Raw genomic sequence first — 17420 nt, 5'->3', positions numbered from 1 at the left:
CTGAGGGGGTGGAGATGGTGATGCCGGGTGACAACACCCAGATGACGGTGGAGTTGATCTCGCCGATCGCGATGGATGAGGGCCTGCGGTTCGCCATCCGCGAGGGTGGCCGCACCGTCGGCGCCGGGAGGGTCACCAAGATCATCAAGTAGCACTGTGCGGCGGTGACTCGTCCGCGGGCACAAGCCCTGAGCGCCGCTGGGTGTCGCCCTCGGGCTCCGCGAAGACCAGTCGCCCTACGGGCGACACCCAGAAGGCCGACACCCAGAAGGCAGTGACGACCGCGGTCCGCCCAGGACGGCGAACCGCAGGAGACAAGAAGACATGCCCAAGAGCGATAAGCGGCCGAAGATCACCTTGGCATGCACCGAGTGCCGCGAGCGCAACTACATCACGACCAAGAACAAGCAGAACCAGCGCGAGCGCATCGAGCTGCGCAAGTTCTGTCCCCGGTGCCGGACGCATCAGCCGCATCGGGAGACGCGTTGATCGTTGGCGGCGTCGACTCGGCGCGCGTGGCGGACGGAGGGATCCGTGGCCCTGGACCAGAAGAAGATCGGCACCGAGTACCCTCCGTACCGCTACGAGGTCGCCCGAGAGAAGATCCGGGAGTACGCCGAAGCGCTGGGAGAGAACGACCCCCGTTACTACAGCGACAGCGACGACTGCGTCGCACCCCCGACGTTCGCCGCATCGTTCACGATCGTGAAGGGCCTGTCACCCGTCCTCGCCGACCTCGAAATCGGCGTGGAGTACGAGGCCGAAGAGGGTGGGCAAGCGTCGGCGTTCGCTCGGGTCACGGCTGCGGTTGGGATGCTGCACGGTGAGCAGCGGTTCACGTTCGGGGACCGGCCGCTGAAGCCCGGCGACGTACTCGTATGCACGTCTCGGATCGCGGACATCACCATGATCCGAGACAACGAGTTCCTCACCGTCGAGGTGGATTGCCGCTTCGAGGACACGGGCGACCGGGCGGTGCTGGCGACCAACCGGATCATCTTCATCGGCTCCGGTGGTCAGGACGAGGACCGGTGAGGATGGACGTGGACGTCGGCACCGAACTGCCGACCATGGAGCAGACGGTCGGGATGACGGGCTCGGTCATGCACGCGGGCGCGACCGGTGATTTCAACCCGCTGCACTACGACCCCGAGGTCGCGGCGCGGACCAGCCCAACCGGCGGGTTGATCGCCCACGGCATGTACGCGATGGGGTTCGCATCGCGGCTGGTCACCGCGTGGGCGGGGGGCCCCGAGCATATCCTGGAGATCAAGATGCGCTTCACCGCTCCGTGGCCGATGGGCGAGACCGCGGTGTTCGGGGGGTCGGTGACCGATGTGTCCGATCGCGTCGCCACGGTCGAGCTGTGGGGACGGCGAGCCGACGACGACCGGCGGATCCTGAAGGGCACCGCCAAGGTTCGCCTCTGAGCCGGTTGTCCGCCGCAGCCACCAGCGTTATCCTGGCCTCGCTGCCCTCCGCGGGCAGCGTTCCTGTGTTGCGCTCGTCGGACCGCGCGGCGCCAGGCGACGCCCGTGGGCAGCACCGGGTACGGCCCGGACCCAGGGGAGTAGCTCAATTGGCAGAGTCCCGGTCTCCAAAACCGGTTGTTGTGGGTTCGAGTCCCGCCTCCCCTGCCGCTGTCGGCGCCGCCGCCCCCCACCGTTGAGCGGCGGCCCGGCGGACCGATCCACCAAGAGGGATCCGCATGGCCAACCGTGAGTCCAGGCGCCACCGCGGTCGCGACCAGAGGCGCCACGCCGCCGCCGACACCGAGCGCCAGACGGACACCGCCGCCGTGGCGGCCGCACGCACCCGCACGCCGCCGCGCGAGTACCTGGGGGAGGTGCGCCAGGAGCTGAAGAAGGTCGCCTGGCCCCGCCGGCAGGAGGTCGTGTCGTACACGGTGGTGGTGCTCGTCGCCACGGCCGTGCTGACCGCCCTGGTGTTCGCGATGGACTTCGTGTTCGGCCGTCTCGTCTTCGCCGTCTTCGGAAGTTGACCATGAGCGACCATCTGCAGCAGCCGTTCAGCGCGGACCCCGACGACCTGCCGTCGTCCGGGGAGTCCGACGCTGCCCCACAGGAGAGCATCACCCAGGAGGCGGGTGAGGCGAAGTCGGACGCCGAGCTCTCCCGCGACGACGTCGAGCCCACGGACGCACCCGAGCTCACCGAAGCCGAGCACGCTGAGGGCCTCGGCGAGGCGGCTCCGCCGAAGGAGGCCGTCCCCGACACTCCGGCCACCGACAGTGACGTCGCCACCACCGAAGACATGCCGCACGACCCGCCGGTGACAGCCGACGAGGATCGCGCGGTGGAGCCCTCCGAGCTCGCGCCCCAGCCCGTCGACCCCGACGTGACCGCCGACCCGCGCCCCGCGGCGGGCGCGGAGGCGGAGACCCCCGCCCCGCCCTCGGAGCTCGAGGACCCCGCACCCGGGGAGGCCGAAGCACCAGCCGAGCCCTCCGACCTCGCCGCGCCCACCACCGAGAGTGACACGGCCGGCGGTGAGCTCGACGAGCTGCTGGACCTCGCCGGGGCCGACACCGAGGTCCAGGGCGTGGAAGCCACGCTCGAGCGGTCCCAGGCCACCGGAGCGGTCGACACGGCCGTTGACACGCCCGGCGAGCTGGCTGGCGGCGAGGCACCGCCGACCCCCGAGCAGGAGGCGACCGAGGAAGAGGTCCGCTTCGAGCCCAGGGGCGTCGCTCGCAGCGTCAAGGAGGTCGCCGACCGCCGCGAGCTGATGCGCTTACCCGGCGACTGGTACGTCCTTCACACCTACTCGGGGTACGAGCAGCGTGTGCGCGACAACCTTGAGAGCCGCGTCAAGGCTCTCGGGATCGAGGAGCGCATCCATGAGGTGGTGATCCCCACCGAGGAGGTCACCGAGTACAAGAAGGGCAAGAAGCAGGTCGTCGAGAAGAAGGTCTTCCCCGGGTACGTGATGGTCCGGATGGACATGGACAAGGAGACCTGGGGCGTGGTCCGCAACACCCCAGCGGTCACCGGTTTCGTGGGCACCGCCGGCTCCGAGCCGCTCCCACTGTCGATGCGCGAGGTTGCCGAGATCCTGCGCGTGCCCGAGCAGGCGCGGGTCGAAGCAGAGGAGGTCGAGGTCGAGGAGGAGGTCGCCGCCGTCCCCGAGATCGATCTCGACGTCGACGAGACGGTGCGTGTCACCTCCGGGCCGTTCGCCGACTTCACCGGGACGATCGCCGAGATCAACCTCGACCAGCACAAGCTCAAGGTGCTCGTGTCGATCTTCGGCCGGGAGACCCCCGTGGAGCTGGGCTTCGACCAGGTCGCCAAGCTGTGACCGTACCTGCCTGCGCTGGGCGGTCCGTCGGGCTGGCGCGGACACCCTCTGCCCGGCGGCGTCCGGCGACACCCCGACGGTGACCCGCGCGAGCTGTCGCGGTCCGAAGAAGAAGGAAGAAGATGGCGAAGAAGGTCATCGGTCTGATCAAGCTCCAGATCCCGGCGGGGCAGGCCACCCCTGCGCCACCGGTGGGTCCCGCGCTGGGTCAGCACGGCGTGAACATCATGGAGTTCTGCAAGGTGTTCAACGAGCGCACCGCGCCACAGCAGGGCGACATCGTCCCCGTCGAGATCACCGTGTTCGAGGACCGCTCGTTCACGTTCATCACCAAGACGCCCCCGGCCGCGCAGCTGCTGTTGAAGGCCGCCGGCGTGGACAAGGGCTCGGGCACCCCCCACAGCACCATGGTGGCGACGGTGACCCGTGACCAGGTGCGTGAGATCGCCGAGCGCAAGATGCCCGACCTGAACGCCATCGATGCGGACGGGGCGATGCGGATCATCGAGGGCACCGCCCGCTCGATGGGGATCATCGTCGAGGGCTGAGTCGAGCGGGAAGGACAGATCGTGGCCAAGCACGGCAAGAAGTACCGGGCGGCGCTCGAGAAGATCGACCGCGCCCGCGCCTACGCGCCCCGCACCGCGCTGCGCCTGCTCAAGGACACCGTGACGGTCAACTTCGACCCGACCGTGGAGATCGCGTTCCGGCTGGGGATCGACCCGCGGAAAGCGGACCAGATGGTCCGCGGCGCGGTGGTCCTGCCCGCTGGCACGGGGACGGTCGCCAACGTGGCAGTGATCGCAGTCGGCGAGAAGGCGACCGAAGCGCAGGAGGCGGGCGCGGACCTGGTCGGTGCCGACGATCTGATCGAGCGCCTGTCCGCTGGGGAGCTCGTCGACGAGCTCGACACGATCATCGCCACACCCGACCAGATGGGCAAGCTCGGCCGACTCGGGAAGCTGCTCGGGCCGCGAGGGTTGATGCCGAACCCCAAGTCCGGGACCGTCACGATGGACGTGGGACGAGCCGTCCGCGAGACCAAGGCGGGGAAGGTGGAGTACCGCTCGGATCGGCAGGGCAACGTCCACGCGGTCCTGGGGAAGGCGTCCTTCCCGATCGATCAGCTCCTGGACAACTACCAGGCGCTGTTCGAGGAGCTGCAGCGTCAGCGGCCGGCGTCCGCCAAGGGCCGGTACTTCCGCAACATCACGGTGTCGACCAGCATGGGGCCGGGGATCCACATCGATCCGGCCCGCACGCGTGATCTCCTCGAGGAAGAGGACATCCCGGCGACGGTCGCGTGACCGGGGGGACCTCGGCGACGATCCCCCGCTCGGGCAGGAGCAGCAGTGGTCGCCGCTGACAGCGGACACCGGACGGTCCTAGTGGTCGACGCCGACCAGGCGATCCGTTCGCTGGTGAAGCTGACGCTCGACAGCGACGCGACGACCGTCCATGAGGCGGCGGATGCCGACGCGGCGATGGCAGCCATCGACGAGCACAGCGTCGACGTGGCTATCGTCGACGCGGAGGTTCCGGGTGGAGGCGTTGACGCCTGCGGACGTCTGAAGCGCCGCCGACGGGCGGCACGGACGATCCTGCTTGTACGCAAGGGCCAGCTGGACGACGTCGACGATCCCCAGGGGCACGTCGATGCGCTCCTCACCAAGCCGTTCACGTCGTTGAGCTTGCTGCGGAAGGTCGACGGTCTGACGACCTGACGGTTTGACCGTCCGGTCGGCCCCCCGTAGCCTGCCGTCGGTTACGCCACAGACCGCGAGGTCATCCCCACCGGGATCGAAGGCCGTCGCCCAACGGGGTGCGGGTCTCAAGCAGCGAAGCGGTAGACCCGCCCGCACGGGGTGCGGGTCTCAAGCAGCGAAGCGATAGACCCGCCCACACGAGACGACGCGGCCCGCGCAGGCGAGAAGCGCCGGCGGTCCCTCCGCCGCCTGCGCGACAGCCTCGCCTGAAGCGGTCATGCGCACAGCGCGTCCTCGTTGTGGTGTCGCCGGTGGCGGGACGTGAAGGAGAGATCGTGGTCAGGGCCGAGAAGGTCGCGGTGGTCGATCAGGTTCGCGAGCAGCTGACGAGCAACCCGGCCACGCTGTTCACCGACTACCGCGGGTTGACGGTCCCCGAGCTCGCCGAGCTGCGGGACCGGCTCCGCGAGGTCGGTGCCCGCTACGTCGTCGTCAAGAACACCCTCGCGCAGATCGCGGCCCGCGATGCCGGCTACGGCGACCTGGACGACGTCCTGACCGGGCCAACAGCTCTGACCTACTGCGCCGACGACCCGGTTTCGCCGGCCAAGGCGCTCCGCGACTTCGCGCGCGCTCACCCGGAGCTCACGTTCAAGGGTGGCATCCTCGAGGGCCGGTTCGTCGACGCCGCGGCCGCCGAGAAGCTCGCCGACCTCGAGAGCCGCGAGGAGCTCCTGGGCCGGTTCGCCGGGATGCTGTACGCCTCGCTCGCCAACGCGGCCAGCCTCTTCCAGGCGCCGCTTGCACAGGTCGCCCGACTGGTTCAGGCCCTCGAGGACAAGGGAGAACAGCCGGCGGAGGATGTCGACGCTGCCGCGGAGCCACCCACGGCCGAGACGCCGGCTGACCAAGAGGAAGAGACGCCGGGCGAGGAGCCCGCTGCGGAGCCTGCCGCTGAGGAAACCGGACCGGAGGCCGACCAAGAGCCACAGCCGGCAGCTGCGGCACTCCCCGTCGATGGCGCGCGCGATACCGCGGCCGCTGTCGTGGGCACCGTCGGGGAAACCGTCGCTGGGTCCGTCGAGGCGGCCGGGAGCGCGGTCGAGTCGGCCGCCGATTCCCTCGCCGAGGTCCCGGAGGACGCCGGCGAGGCCGTCGCCGACGCCGTGGAGGGCGCTGGGGACGCCGCGGAGGACGCCGTCGAGACGGCCGGTGAGGCTCTCGAGTCCGCCGCCGAGGCGGTCGGCGACGCCGTGCGCAGCGCCACTGACTCCGCCGCAGACGCCCTCCGAGGGCCGGACGCCGAGGAGCCCGAGGGGCCGGCGTCCTGATCAGCGACCGGGCGCTGTCCGCGTCCGCGACCGTCAACAAGGAGACGACACACCATGGCCAAGCTCTCGACCGATGAGCTGATCGAGCAGTTCAAGCAGCTGACCCTGCTCGAGCTCTCCGAGCTCGTCAAGAAGTTCGAAGACACGTTCGACGTCAGCGCCCAGGCGCCGGTGGTGGCCGCGGCAGCTCCGTCAGCGGCCGCGGCGCCGGAGGCGCCGGCGGAGGAGAAGACGGAGTTCGACGTGGTGCTCACCGGGGCCGGCGACAAGAAGATCCAGGTCATCAAGGAGGTCCGTGGCTTGACGAACCTGGGTCTGAAGGAGGCCAAGGACCTCGTCGAAGCGGCCCCCAAGCCGGTCCTGGAGGGCGTCTCCAAGGACCAGGCAGACGAGGCCCGAGAGAAGCTCGAGGCGGCCGGCGCCACGGTCGAGGTGGCTTGACGCACGACGCCGCTGCTTGAGACCCGCGCCCGGTCGGGCGGGTCTACCGCTTCGCTGCTTGAGACCCGCGCCCGGCTCTGCGCCGACAGCCGTCCCTTGACGGGTGAGAAGGCGTCGCCTATATTCGACGGTCGCCCTCGACTATGCCTTTGTGACCCGGATCCCGATGCGTCCCGCGGGCGTGTCGTCGCACCATCCCACCCGACGGGGGAGATCGTCACCTGATGGAGAGCACCGCTGCCGGCCGCGCCCCTGTGATCGGCGTGTTGGCCGGGCATCGCCCTGTCCGCCTCTCCTCGTCCCCACCTGGAACCGGGTGATCGTCAGGTCATCGGCGCCTGCCCGGGCCGCGCCGGTGACCGCCTCGGGAGCCCACGACTCCCACCTTGCCCGACCCGTTGCAACCGTCCCATCAGGGAGGAACCCCGTTGGCTGGCGTCCACGTCGAAGATCGTCTGAGCTTCTCCACACTGCCCGAGGGGTTGCCGCTCAAGGAACTCGACCTCCTCGCGATCCAGCGCGCGTCGTTCCGTTGGCTGCTCGAGGAGGGCCTCGGGGACATCTTCGATGAGATCTCCCCGATCGAGGACTCACAGGCCAAGATGGCCCTGTCGTTCTCCGACCACCGCTTCGAGGAGCCCAAGTACTCCGAGGGCGAGTGCAAGGAGAAGGACATCACCTACGCGGCCCCTCTGTTCGTCACGGCGGAGTTCACGAACCTGGAGACCGGCGAGATCAAAGCCCAGACGGTCTTCATGGGTGACTTCCCGATCATGACGGAGAAGGGCACGTTCATCGTCAACGGCACCGAGCGGGTGGTCGTGTCGCAGCTGGTGCGCTCCCCGGGGGTGTACTTCGACACGTCGATCGACAAGACGACCGGCCGTGACGTGTTCGGGTGCAAGATCATCCCCGCGCGTGGTGCGTGGCTGGAGTTCGAGGTCGACAAGCGGGACCTCGTCGGCGTCCGCGTTGACCGCAAGCGCAAGCAGCACATCACGGTGTTCTACCGGGCCCTCAAGGCGATCGTCCGCAACGAGGCGACCGGCCAGTACGAGCTTGCGCCACGGGAGGTGCTCGAGGAGCCCGTCGACGACCAGGAGATCCTGGATTTCTTCGACGCAGCGGAATCGATCCAGCTCACACTCGGCAAGGATCGCTCGGTCCCGACACCGGCGGAGGTGCTCGAGGAGATCTACAAGAAGCTGCGCCCCGGTGAGCCACCGAGCGCCGAGCAGGCCGGGAACCTGCTGATCAACATGTTCTTCAACGCCAAGCGGTACGACCTCGCCCGGGTTGGCCGGTACAAAGTCGAGAAGAAGCTCGGCGCCGAGTACCAGGCGCTGGGTTGGGAGGCACCGCAGCCACACGTCCTGACCAAGGAGGACGTGCTCGCGACCATGTCGTACCTCGTCAAGCTGCACGCTGGCGTCGACGGTTACGACGTCGACGACATCGACCACTTCGGTAACCGCCGGCTGCGGTCGGTTGGGGAGCTCATCCAGAACCAGGTCCGCATCGGGCTGTCGCGCATGGAGCGTGTGGTCCGCGAGCGGATGACCACCCAGGACCTCGAGGCCATCACGCCCCAGACCCTGATCAACATCCGCCCGGTCGTGTCGGCGATCCGCGAGTTCTTCGGAACCTCGCAGCTGTCACAGTTCATGGACCAGACCAACCCGCTGGCTGGCCTGACCCACAAGCGGCGGCTGTCGGCGCTGGGTCCGGGGGGGTTGAGCCGTGAACGCGCCGGCTTCGAGGTCCGCGACGTCCACCCGTCCCACTACGGGCGGATGTGTCCCATCGAGACACCCGAGGGTCCCAACATCGGCCTGATCGGGTCGCTGGCGTCGTACGCGCGCATCAACGAGTTCGGTTTCATCGAGACGCCCTACCGGCGAGTCGATGGCGGGCGGGTCACCGACCAGGTCGACTACCTCACCGCCGACCTCGAGGACCGTTACATCGTGGCGCAGGCCAACGCCCCCCTGGACGCCGATGGGCGCTTCGCGAACGAGCTCGTCCTGTGCCGGGCGAAGGGCGGCGAGGTCCGCGAGGTGATCGCCGACGAGGTCGACTACATGGACGTGTCGCCGCGGCAGACCGTGTCGGTGTCGGCCGCCCTGATCCCGTTCCTCGAGCACGACGACGCCAACCGGGCGCTGATGGGGACCAACATGCAGCGCCAGGCGGTTCCGCTGATCAAGTCGGAGTCGCCGTTCGTCGGGACCGGGATCGAAGACAAGATCGCGCGGAACGCCGGTGACGTGGTGCTCACGCGCCGCGCGGGCGTGGTCGTCGAAGTCGCGGCGGAGCATCTCTACGTCAAGGCCGACGACGGCGGACTCGATCGCTACGACCTCGAGAAGTTCCAGCGCACCAACCAGGGAACCTGCTTCAACCAGCGGCCGATCGTCACCGAGGGGCAGCGCGTCGAGGTCGGTGACGTCCTCGCCGACGGTCCCTCGACCCACGGCGGCGAGCTCGCGTTGGGCAAGAACCTCCTGGTGGCGTTCATGTCCTGGGAGGGCTTCAACTACGAGGACGCGATCATCGTCTCGCACCGGCTGGTGCGCGAGGACGAGATGACCTCGATCCACGTCGAGCAGTACGAGGTCGATGCCCGCGAGACCAAGCTCGGTCCCGAGGAGATCACCCGCGACATCCCCAACGTCTCCGAGGAGGTGCTGGCCAACCTCGACGATGAGGGGGTCATCCGCATCGGTGCCGAGGTGCAGCCCGGCGACATCCTCGTCGGGAAGGTGACACCGAAGGGCGAGACCGAGCTCACGCCCGAGGAGCGCCTGCTGCGGGCCATCTTCGGTGAGAAGGCCCGCGAGGTCCGCGACACGTCGCTGAAGGTGCCCCACGGCGAGGGCGGCATCGTGATCGGCGTGCGGCGGTTCGCGCGGACCGCCGGCGACGAGCTGCCTCCGGGTGTGAACGACCTGGTGCAGGTCTTCGTGGCTCAGAAGCGCAAGATCAGCGAGGGTGACAAGCTCGCCGGTCGCCACGGCAACAAGGGCGTCATCTCCAAGATCCTGCCGATGGAGGACATGCCGTTCCTCGCTGACGGCACGCCGGTGGACATCGTGTTGAACCCGCTGGGCGTCCCGTCACGGATGAACGTCGGTCAGGTGCTCGAGACCCACCTGGGATGGGCAGCCAAGAACGGTTGGCGCTTCTCCAACAAGCCGGGCTGGTTCGACGACATCGAGTGGCCGGCCGACTACACCGACGTGGAGGGGCCGGTGCGCTTCGCGACGCCGGTGTTCGACGGGGCGCGTGAGGTCGAGCTCCGTGATCTGCTGGCCAACACCCGCCCCACCGAGGACGGCGTCAAGCTGATCGATCAAGACGGCAAAGCCGTCGTATACGACGGGCGCACCGGGGAGCCGATCGAGTCGCCGATCACGGTCGGGTACATCTACATCCTGAAGCTGCTGCACCTGGTGGATGACAAGATCCACGCACGCAGCACCGGCCCGTACTCGATGATCACGCAGCAGCCGCTGGGCGGCAAAGCCCAGTTCGGCGGCCAGCGGTTCGGCGAGATGGAGGTGTGGGCGCTCGAGGCGTACGGGGCGGCCTACGCCCTGCAGGAGCTGCTGACGATCAAATCGGATGACGTCGTCGGCCGCGTGAAGGTCTACGAGGCGATCGTCAAGGGAGAGAACATCCCGGAGCCCGGGATCCCCGAGTCGTTCAAGGTGCTGATGCAGGAGATGCGTTCGCTCGCGCTGAACGTCGATGTCCTGGGGATAACCGGCGAGGAGATCGAACTACGAGAGACCGACGAGGACTCCTTCCGTGCGGCTGAGGCCTTGGGCATCGACCTGTCACGTCCGGAGCGACCGACGGCCGGGGAGGCGTAAGCGGCCGAGCAGATGAACTGATCGGAAGTTGTGAGAAGCAGAGAGGAACACACACGGTGTTCGATGTGAACAACTTCGAGAAGCTGCGCATCAACCTTGCGGAAGCGCAGCAGATCCGCATGTGGTCCAACGGCGAGGTCAAGAAGCCGGAGACCATCAACTACCGCACGCTCAAGCCCGAGAAGGACGGGCTGTTCTGCGAGAAGATCTTCGGGCCGACCCGCGACTGGGAGTGCTACTGCGGGAAGTACAAGCGGGTCCGGTTCAAGGGCATCATCTGCGAGCGCTGCGGTGTGGAGGTGACCCGCGCCAAGGTCCGTCGAGAGCGCATGGGTCACATCGAGCTCGCCGCCCCGGTGACGCACATCTGGTACCTGAAGGGCGTGCCGTCGCGCCTGGGGTACCTGCTCGACATGTCCCCCAAGGACCTGGAGAAGGTGATCTACTTCGCCGCCTACGTGATCACGTGGGTCGACGATGACAAGCGCCATGACGCGCTCCCGGAGATCGAGGCGGAGGTCGCCGAGGAGAAGAAGCTGATCGACGAGCAGCTCGAACGCGACCGCCAGGAGCTGCTCGAGCAGCTCGAGGTCACCCTCGAGGAGCTCGAGAAGCAGGGCGCCAAGCCCGACGTGGTCCGCCGTGAGCGCAAGGAGATCGAGAAGCAACTCCAGGCCGTGGCGCGCCGTGCGGACGACGAGAAGAAGCACCTGGACGACATGCTCGACACCCTGAAGAAGCTCACGCCCAGGCAGCTGATCGACCGTGACATCCTCTTCCGGGACATGCGTGACCGCTGGGGCGACTACTTCAGTGGCGGCATGGGCGCCGAAGCGATCCGCGAGCTGCTCGAGCACCACGACCTCGAGGCGGAATCGGAGTCGCTGAAGGAGGTCATCACGACCTCGCGGGGCCAGAAGAAGCAGCGCGCCATCAAGCGCCTGAAGGTCGTCGAGGCGTTCCGCACGACCAGGAACAAGCCGGCCGCGATGGTCCTCGAGGCTGTCCCGGTGATCCCGCCGGACCTGCGCCCGATGGTGCAGCTCGACGGGGGCCGGTTCGCCACCTCGGACCTGAACGACCTGTACCGGCGGGTGATCAACCGCAACAACCGCCTCAAGCGTCTGCTGGATCTCGGGGCGCCCGAGATCATCGTGAACAACGAGAAGCGGATGCTGCAGGAGGCTGTCGACGCGCTGTTCGACAACGGCCGCCGTGGTCGCCCGGTCACCGGCCCGGGCAACCGCCCACTGAAGTCGCTGTCGGACATGCTCAAGGGGAAGCAGGGCCGGTTCCGCCAGAACCTGCTCGGCAAGCGGGTCGACTACTCGGGCCGTTCGGTGATCGTGGTGGGTCCCGGACTGAAGCTGAACCAGTGTGGCCTGCCCAAGCAGATGGCCCTGGAACTGTTCAAGCCGTTCGTCATGAAGCGACTCGTTGACCTCAACTACGCGCAGAACATCAAGTCCGCCAAGCGGATGGTCGAGCGGGCCCGCCCGCAGGTGTGGGACGTCCTCGAGGAGGTCATCGCCGACCACCCGGTCCTGTTGAACCGTGCGCCGACCCTGCACCGTCTGGGCATCCAGGCGTTCATGCCGGTGCTCGTGGAGGGCAAGGCCATCCAGATCCACCCGCTGGTGTGCACGGCGTTCAACGCTGACTTCGACGGTGACCAGATGGCGGTGCATCTGCCGTTGAGTGCCGAGGCGCAGGCCGAGGCGCGGGTCTTGATGCTGTCGGCCAACAACATCCTGTCCCCGGCGACCGGACGCCCGCTGGCCACGCCGACCCAGGACATGGTCTTGGGCACCTACTACCTGACGTACGCCGAGGGCGACGCACCCGACGCCACCAGCGACGGAGGGCGACGTGTTCTGACGTCGGTCGGGGAGGTCGAGCACGCCCTCGACCGGCGAGATGTCCGCCTGCAGGAGTGGATCGTCCTACGGGTCGTCGGGAAGGAACTGCCCCCCGAGCTCCGGCCGGCCGACGTCCGAGACGACGACGCGTGGGCGCAAGCCGTCGCGGAGCGGCGTCCCGTCCGGATCGTGACGACCCCTGGGCGCGCGATCTTCAACGAACGGCTGCCGGAGGCGTTCCCGTACGTCAACGAGACCCTCTCCAAGCGGGGACTGGCCGACATCGTCAACCGCTGCGCGGACCGCTTCCCGCAGTGGCAGGTCTCCGAGGTCCTCGACGGGTTGAAGGAGATCGGGTTCCGCTACGCCACCATCGCCGGTGTGACCATCTCGATGGAGGACACCGAGACCTACATCGACAAGGCGGCGGTCCTGGCCGCCTACGAGGAGCGTGCCGCCAAGGTCGAGAAGCAGTTCACCCGCGGCGTCATCACCGCCGACGAGCGTCGCCAGGAGCTGATCGAGATCTGGACGGAGGCGACCAACCAGGTCGCCCACCAGATGGAGGAGAGCTTCGGCCCGCTCAACCCGATCTTCATGATGGCCAACTCTGGTGCCCGGGGGAACATGACCCAGATCCGCCAGATCTCGGGGATGCGTGGGCTGGTCGCCAACCCCAAGGGCGAGATCATCCCCCGTCCGATCAAGTCGAACTTCCGTGAGGGACTGTCGGTGCTGGAGTACTTCATCTCCACGCACGGCGCGCGGAAGGGCCTGGCGGACACGGCCCTGCGGACCGCCGACTCCGGGTACCTCACCCGCCGTCTGGTGGACGTCTCCCAGGACCTGATCGTGCGTGAGGAGGACTGCGGCACATCGCGGTCGGTCGACGTCCGGGTCGGCGAGCACGACTCACAGTCGCTGTACGGGCGGGTCCTCGCAGCAGACGTGACCTACCCCGGTGACGACGCCGTTCTGCTCGGCGCCGGCACGGAGGTCGCTGACGTCGAGATCCGCATGCTGCGGCAGGTGCTGATCAAGGGCGTCGATCCCGAGACCGAGGAGGCGTTGGGCGCACAGCCCACCGATGACGACCGCGTGATCAAGGTCCGGTCGGTGCTGACGTGCGACACCGACTTCGGCGTGTGTCAGCTGTGCTACGGCCGGTCGCTGGCCGCCGGGCACGTGGTCGACATCGGCGAGGCGGTGGGCATCATCGCGGCGCAGTCGATCGGTGAGCCTGGCACGCAGTTGACCATGCGGACGTTCCACACCGGCGGTGTGGCCGGCGAGGACATCACGCAGGGTCTGCCGCGTGTCGTGGAACTGTTCGAGGCTCGCAGCCCCCGCGGGAAGGCCGAGATCGCCAGCGTGGCTGGCCGGGTCACCATCGAGGACGACGAGCGCGGGCGGACGATCCGGATCTCCGGTGCGCGTGACGAGGTCGACGAGCACGAGGTGACCCGTCGCGCCCGGCTGCGGGTGGAGGACGGCGACCAGGTCCAGATCGGTCAGCAGCTGACGGAGGGTGCCGTCGACCCCCACGAGTTGCTGGAGGTCCTCGGTGCGCGGGCTGCGCAACTGCACCTGGTGCAGGAGGTGCAGGACGTGTACCGCTCGCAGGGCGTGCCGATCCACGACAAGCACGTGGAGACGATCGTCCGGCAGATGTTCCGCCGGGTGCACGTCGTCGATCCCGGAGACGCGTCGTTCCTCCCCGGCGAGAACGTCGACCGGTCGAAGTTCCAGCGGGAGAACGAGGCGGTGCGCGAGCAGGGCGGCCAGCCCGCCTCCGGACGCCAGCTGCTGATGGGCATCACCAAGGCGTCGCTGGCGACGGACTCGTGGCTGTCGGCCGCGTCGTTCCAGGAGACGACGCGCGTGCTGACCGAAGCCGCGATCGAGTCCAACGAGGACGCGCTGATCGGGCTGAAGGAGAACGTGATCATCGGGAAGCTGATCCCGGCCGGGACCGGGTTGCGCCGGTACCGCAGCGTGCAGGTCGGTCACACCGACCTGCCCGAGCAGGCGCTCCCAGCCGACATCGCGGAGTTCCTCGCGTCGACCGAGTCCTACGAGGGCGACGGCAGCTGGGACTTCAGCGAGGGCTGGGGCTACGAGGGCTACGGCGAGGCCGGTTCGTAGCGTCACGCCGGCAACGCTCGGCCGGCTGCTGCGACGGGCTGCTCGGTGGTGTCCGCCAGGGGGTTCCACCCCGTAACACCGGTCACCCCTGACGGACACCATCTCGGCTGGGGTGGTTGACCGCCCAACTGGACGCGGGTACGGTTGGTTCCGTCCGCCGGGCATCCATGCCGCGCTGCGCGAGCAGCCGACGCCCGGCGGCATGCGCGTCCGGGCGCGGAGTTCTCCCTGGCCGTTTGCAACGCCAGCGAGCACGCGCCGAAACCCACGACCGTCAGTCCGCTCGACCGTTCCCGCTGGGAGCCTGAGCGATCGGGAGAGGCCGGCGCGGACGTGGGTCGGAGCGGCCGACCTTGCCCGGGTGCAACGCGCAACCACCCTCGTGCCCAGCGGCGCGAGCACGACCGAGGACGAGGAAGACATGCCCACCATCCAGCAGCTGGTTCGCAAGGGCCGGGCCGCCAAGGACACCAAGACGAAGTCCCCGGCGCTGAAGGGCTCCCCGCAGCGTCGGGGCGTCTGTACGCGGGTGTACACGACCACGCCGAAGAAGCCGAACTCGGCGCTGCGCAAGGTGTGCCGCGTGCGACTGACGTCGGGGATCGAGGTCACGGCGTACATCCCCGGCGAGGGTCACAACCTGCAGGAGCACTCGATCGTGCTCGTCCGCGGGGGGCGGGTGAAGGACCTGCCGGGTGTCCGGTACAAGGTGATCCGAGGAACCCTCGACGCCGCACCGGTGCGTGATCGCAGGCAGAGCCGGTCGCGGTACGGCGTGAAGAAGGAAGGCTAGAGGCCGGCGTCGGCCTCGATCGAACAGGAGAAACGAGTAGATGCCGCGTAAGGGACCAGTTGCCCGCCGCGAGGTCGACTCCGACCCCAAGTACGGGTCGGTGCTGGTGACGCAGTTGACCAACCGCATCATGAGCGACGGCAAGCGGTCGCTCGCCGAGCGCATCGTGTACGACGCGTTGGCCAACATCGGCAACCGCACCCAAGGTGGCGACCCGTTGTCGGTCCTCAAGCGCGCGGTCGACAACGTCCGTCCCCAGCTGGAGGTCAAGTCCCGCCGGGTGGGGGGCGCCACGTACCAGGTGCCGATCGAGGTCCGCCCCGCCAGAGGGACCACCCTGGCGCTGCGCTGGATCCACCAGTACGCGCTGATCCGCCGGGAGAAGACCATGGCGGAGCGCCTCGCCGGCGAACTGATGGACGCCTCGAACGGGATCGGCGCGGCGGTCAAGCGCCGTGAGGACACGCACAAGATGGCCGAAGCGAACCGGGCATTCGCCCACTACCGCTGGTGAGCGACGACCGACGACGCAGGACGATGGAGCGATGACTGCTATCCGCGAGTACCCGCTGGGCCGGACCCGCAACATCGGGATCATGGCGCACATCGACGCGGGGAAGACCACCACCACCGAGCGCATCCTGTACTACACGGGCCGCACCTACAAGATCGGTGAGGTCCATGAGGGCGCTGCCGTCATGGACTGGATGGTGCAGGAGCAGGAACGCGGCATCACGATCACCTCGGCCGCGACCACCTGCAAGTGGCGTGACCACTGGATCAACATCATCGACACGCCCGGCCACGTGGACTTCACCGTCGAGGTGGAGCGGTCGCTGCGCGTGCTCGACGGAGCGGTCGCCGTGTTCGACGGCGTGGCTGGCGTCGAACCGCAGTCGGAGACGGTGTGGCGTCAGGCGGACAAGTACCGGGTCCCGCGGATCTGCTTCGTCAACAAGCTCGACCGCACCGGGGCGTCGTTCGAGCGCTCGCTGGACTCCATCCACGAGCGGCTCACCAAGGAGGCCGTCGCGATCCAGGTCCCGATCGGCCTGGAGGACGCTCACGAAGGCGTCATCGACCTGATCGGGATGAAGGCGCTGGTGTGGCGCGGCGACGATCTGGGTGCCACCTGGGACATCCTCGACCTCGATGACGAGCAGCGTGCCGAGGCCGACGTGTGGCGTGAGACGCTGGTGGAGCGTGTCGCCGAGACCGATGAGGCGCTGCTCGAGTCGTACCTCGACAACGGGACGCTCACCGCCGACCAGGTCCGTCAGGGACTTCGCGCCGCCACGATCGGGGGCGAGATCGTGCCTGTGCTGTGCGGGTCGGCCTTCAAGAATAAGGGTGTGCAACCGCTCCTCGACGCTGTGGTCGACTTCCTCCCGTCGCCGCTGGACGTCCCCGCCGTGCAGGGCAAGGAACCCAAGACCGGCGAGGAGATCACCCGTCCGGTGGACGACGCCGCCCCGTTCTCGGCCTTGGCGTTCAAGGTCATGACCGATCCGTACGTCGGGACGCTGACCTACGTCCGCGTGTACTCGGGCACGTTGGAGGCCGGATCGCACATCTACAACGTCACCAAGGACAAGAAGGAACGGGTGGGGCGCATCCTGCAGATGCACGCCAACTCCCGTGAGGAGAGGGCGGCCACCTTCACCGGCGACATCGTCGCACTGGTCGGAGCGAAGGCCGCCAGCACCGGGGACACGATCGCCGACCCGGACCACCCGATCCTGCTCGAGTCGATGGAGTTCCCCGAGCCGGTGATCCACATCGCTATCGAGCCCAGGACGAAGGTCGATCAGGAGAAGCTGTGGACCGCGTTGCAGCGGCTCGCCGAAGAGGACCCGACCTTCCGCGTCCGCACCGACGAGGAGACCGGCCAGACGATCATCGGCGGGATGGGAGAGCTGCACCTCGAGGTCATCGTCGACCGTCTACTG

At 68.2% G+C, this 17420-nt stretch carries 16 protein-coding genes and 1 tRNA gene; all 17 read left to right on the top strand.

What is annotated here, in order from left to right:
- Window positions 1-152, top strand: a 152-nt coding sequence (locus tag M3N57_01215) for an elongation factor Tu (protein ID MDP9021325.1), incomplete at its 5' end; no start/stop codon positions are given.
- Between the two features lie 172 nt (window positions 153-324).
- Window positions 325-489 (top strand): 50S ribosomal protein L33, encoded by a 165-nt coding sequence (gene rpmG / locus M3N57_01210; protein MDP9021324.1) that lies wholly within the window; start codon window positions 325-327, stop codon window positions 487-489.
- Between the two features lie 45 nt (window positions 490-534).
- Complete coding sequence (locus M3N57_01205; protein MDP9021323.1) at window positions 535-1035, top strand: MaoC family dehydratase N-terminal domain-containing protein; 501 nt, start codon at window positions 535-537, stop codon at window positions 1033-1035.
- Between the two features lie 2 nt (window positions 1036-1037).
- Window positions 1038-1430, top strand: a complete 393-nt coding sequence (locus M3N57_01200; GenBank protein ID MDP9021322.1) for a dehydratase — start codon at window positions 1038-1040, stop codon at window positions 1428-1430.
- A 134-nt stretch (window positions 1431-1564) separates the two neighbouring features.
- Window positions 1565-1637 (top strand) — tRNA-Trp (locus M3N57_01195).
- A gap of 71 nt (window positions 1638-1708) precedes the next feature.
- A complete protein-coding gene (gene secE / locus M3N57_01190) occupies window positions 1709-2002 on the top strand; it encodes a preprotein translocase subunit SecE (protein ID MDP9021321.1) in 294 nt (97 codons plus the stop codon).
- A gap of 2 nt (window positions 2003-2004) precedes the next feature.
- Window positions 2005-3321 (top strand): transcription termination/antitermination protein NusG, encoded by a 1317-nt coding sequence (gene nusG / locus M3N57_01185; protein ID MDP9021320.1) that lies wholly within the window; start codon window positions 2005-2007, stop codon window positions 3319-3321.
- A gap of 122 nt (window positions 3322-3443) precedes the next feature.
- Window positions 3444-3869 (top strand): 50S ribosomal protein L11, encoded by a 426-nt coding sequence (rplK, locus tag M3N57_01180; GenBank protein MDP9021319.1) that lies wholly within the window; start codon window positions 3444-3446, stop codon window positions 3867-3869.
- A gap of 21 nt (window positions 3870-3890) precedes the next feature.
- Window positions 3891-4628 (top strand): 50S ribosomal protein L1, encoded by a 738-nt coding sequence (gene rplA / locus M3N57_01175; GenBank protein MDP9021318.1) that lies wholly within the window; start codon window positions 3891-3893, stop codon window positions 4626-4628.
- Between the two features lie 45 nt (window positions 4629-4673).
- Window positions 4674-5045, top strand: coding sequence for a response regulator (locus M3N57_01170; protein MDP9021317.1), 372 nt, complete (start codon window positions 4674-4676; stop codon window positions 5043-5045).
- 317 nt (window positions 5046-5362) lie between these two features.
- Entirely contained in the window at window positions 5363-6358 is a 996-nt protein-coding gene (gene rplJ / locus M3N57_01165) for a 50S ribosomal protein L10 (protein ID MDP9021316.1), read from the top strand.
- Window positions 6359-6412: 54 nt separating this feature from the next.
- Window positions 6413-6799, top strand: a complete 387-nt coding sequence (gene rplL / locus M3N57_01160) for a 50S ribosomal protein L7/L12 (protein MDP9021315.1) — start codon at window positions 6413-6415, stop codon at window positions 6797-6799.
- Between the two features lie 428 nt (window positions 6800-7227).
- The gene (gene rpoB, locus M3N57_01155; GenBank protein ID MDP9021314.1) at window positions 7228-10674 is read left to right on the top strand and encodes a DNA-directed RNA polymerase subunit beta; all 3447 of its coding nucleotides are present in this window, start codon (window positions 7228-7230) and stop codon (window positions 10672-10674) included.
- Window positions 10675-10730: 56 nt separating this feature from the next.
- Complete coding sequence (locus M3N57_01150; GenBank protein MDP9021313.1) at window positions 10731-14678, top strand: DNA-directed RNA polymerase subunit beta'; 3948 nt, start codon at window positions 10731-10733, stop codon at window positions 14676-14678.
- Between the two features lie 421 nt (window positions 14679-15099).
- Window positions 15100-15471: a 30S ribosomal protein S12 gene (gene rpsL / locus M3N57_01145; protein MDP9021312.1), complete on the top strand. Its 372-nt coding sequence runs from the start codon at window positions 15100-15102 to the stop codon at window positions 15469-15471.
- A gap of 40 nt (window positions 15472-15511) precedes the next feature.
- Window positions 15512-15985 (top strand): 30S ribosomal protein S7, encoded by a 474-nt coding sequence (gene rpsG / locus M3N57_01140; protein ID MDP9021311.1) that lies wholly within the window; start codon window positions 15512-15514, stop codon window positions 15983-15985.
- 31 nt (window positions 15986-16016) lie between these two features.
- Window positions 16017-17420 (top strand): elongation factor G (gene fusA, locus M3N57_01135; GenBank protein ID MDP9021310.1); only part of this gene is annotated, 1404 nt, incomplete at its 3' end.

It is taken from the genome of Actinomycetota bacterium, assembly GCA_030776725.1.
Taxonomy (GTDB): Bacteria; Actinomycetota; Nitriliruptoria; order Nitriliruptorales; family JAHWKO01; genus JAHWKW01.
The sequence above is the reverse complement of the archived record's forward strand: the minus strand, read 5'-3'. Positions and strand labels throughout refer to the sequence as shown.

What these genes read in the sequence shown, in the direction of transcription:
- nusG (MDP9021320.1), top strand. Translation starts at nt 2,005, where the DNA reads ATGAGCGACCATCTGCAGCAGCCGTTCAGCGCGGACCCCGACGACCTG.
- M3N57_01200 (MDP9021322.1), top strand. Translation starts at nt 1,038, where the DNA reads ATGGACGTGGACGTCGGCACCGAACTGCCGACCATGGAGCAGACGGTC.
- rpmG (MDP9021324.1), top strand. Translation starts at nt 325, where the DNA reads ATGCCCAAGAGCGATAAGCGGCCGAAGATCACCTTGGCATGCACCGAG.
- secE (MDP9021321.1), top strand. Translation starts at nt 1,709, where the DNA reads ATGGCCAACCGTGAGTCCAGGCGCCACCGCGGTCGCGACCAGAGGCGC.
- rplK (MDP9021319.1), top strand. Translation starts at nt 3,444, where the DNA reads ATGGCGAAGAAGGTCATCGGTCTGATCAAGCTCCAGATCCCGGCGGGG.
- rpsL (MDP9021312.1), top strand. Translation starts at nt 15,100, where the DNA reads ATGCCCACCATCCAGCAGCTGGTTCGCAAGGGCCGGGCCGCCAAGGAC.
- rpsG (MDP9021311.1), top strand. Translation starts at nt 15,512, where the DNA reads ATGCCGCGTAAGGGACCAGTTGCCCGCCGCGAGGTCGACTCCGACCCC.
- rplL (MDP9021315.1), top strand. Translation starts at nt 6,413, where the DNA reads ATGGCCAAGCTCTCGACCGATGAGCTGATCGAGCAGTTCAAGCAGCTG.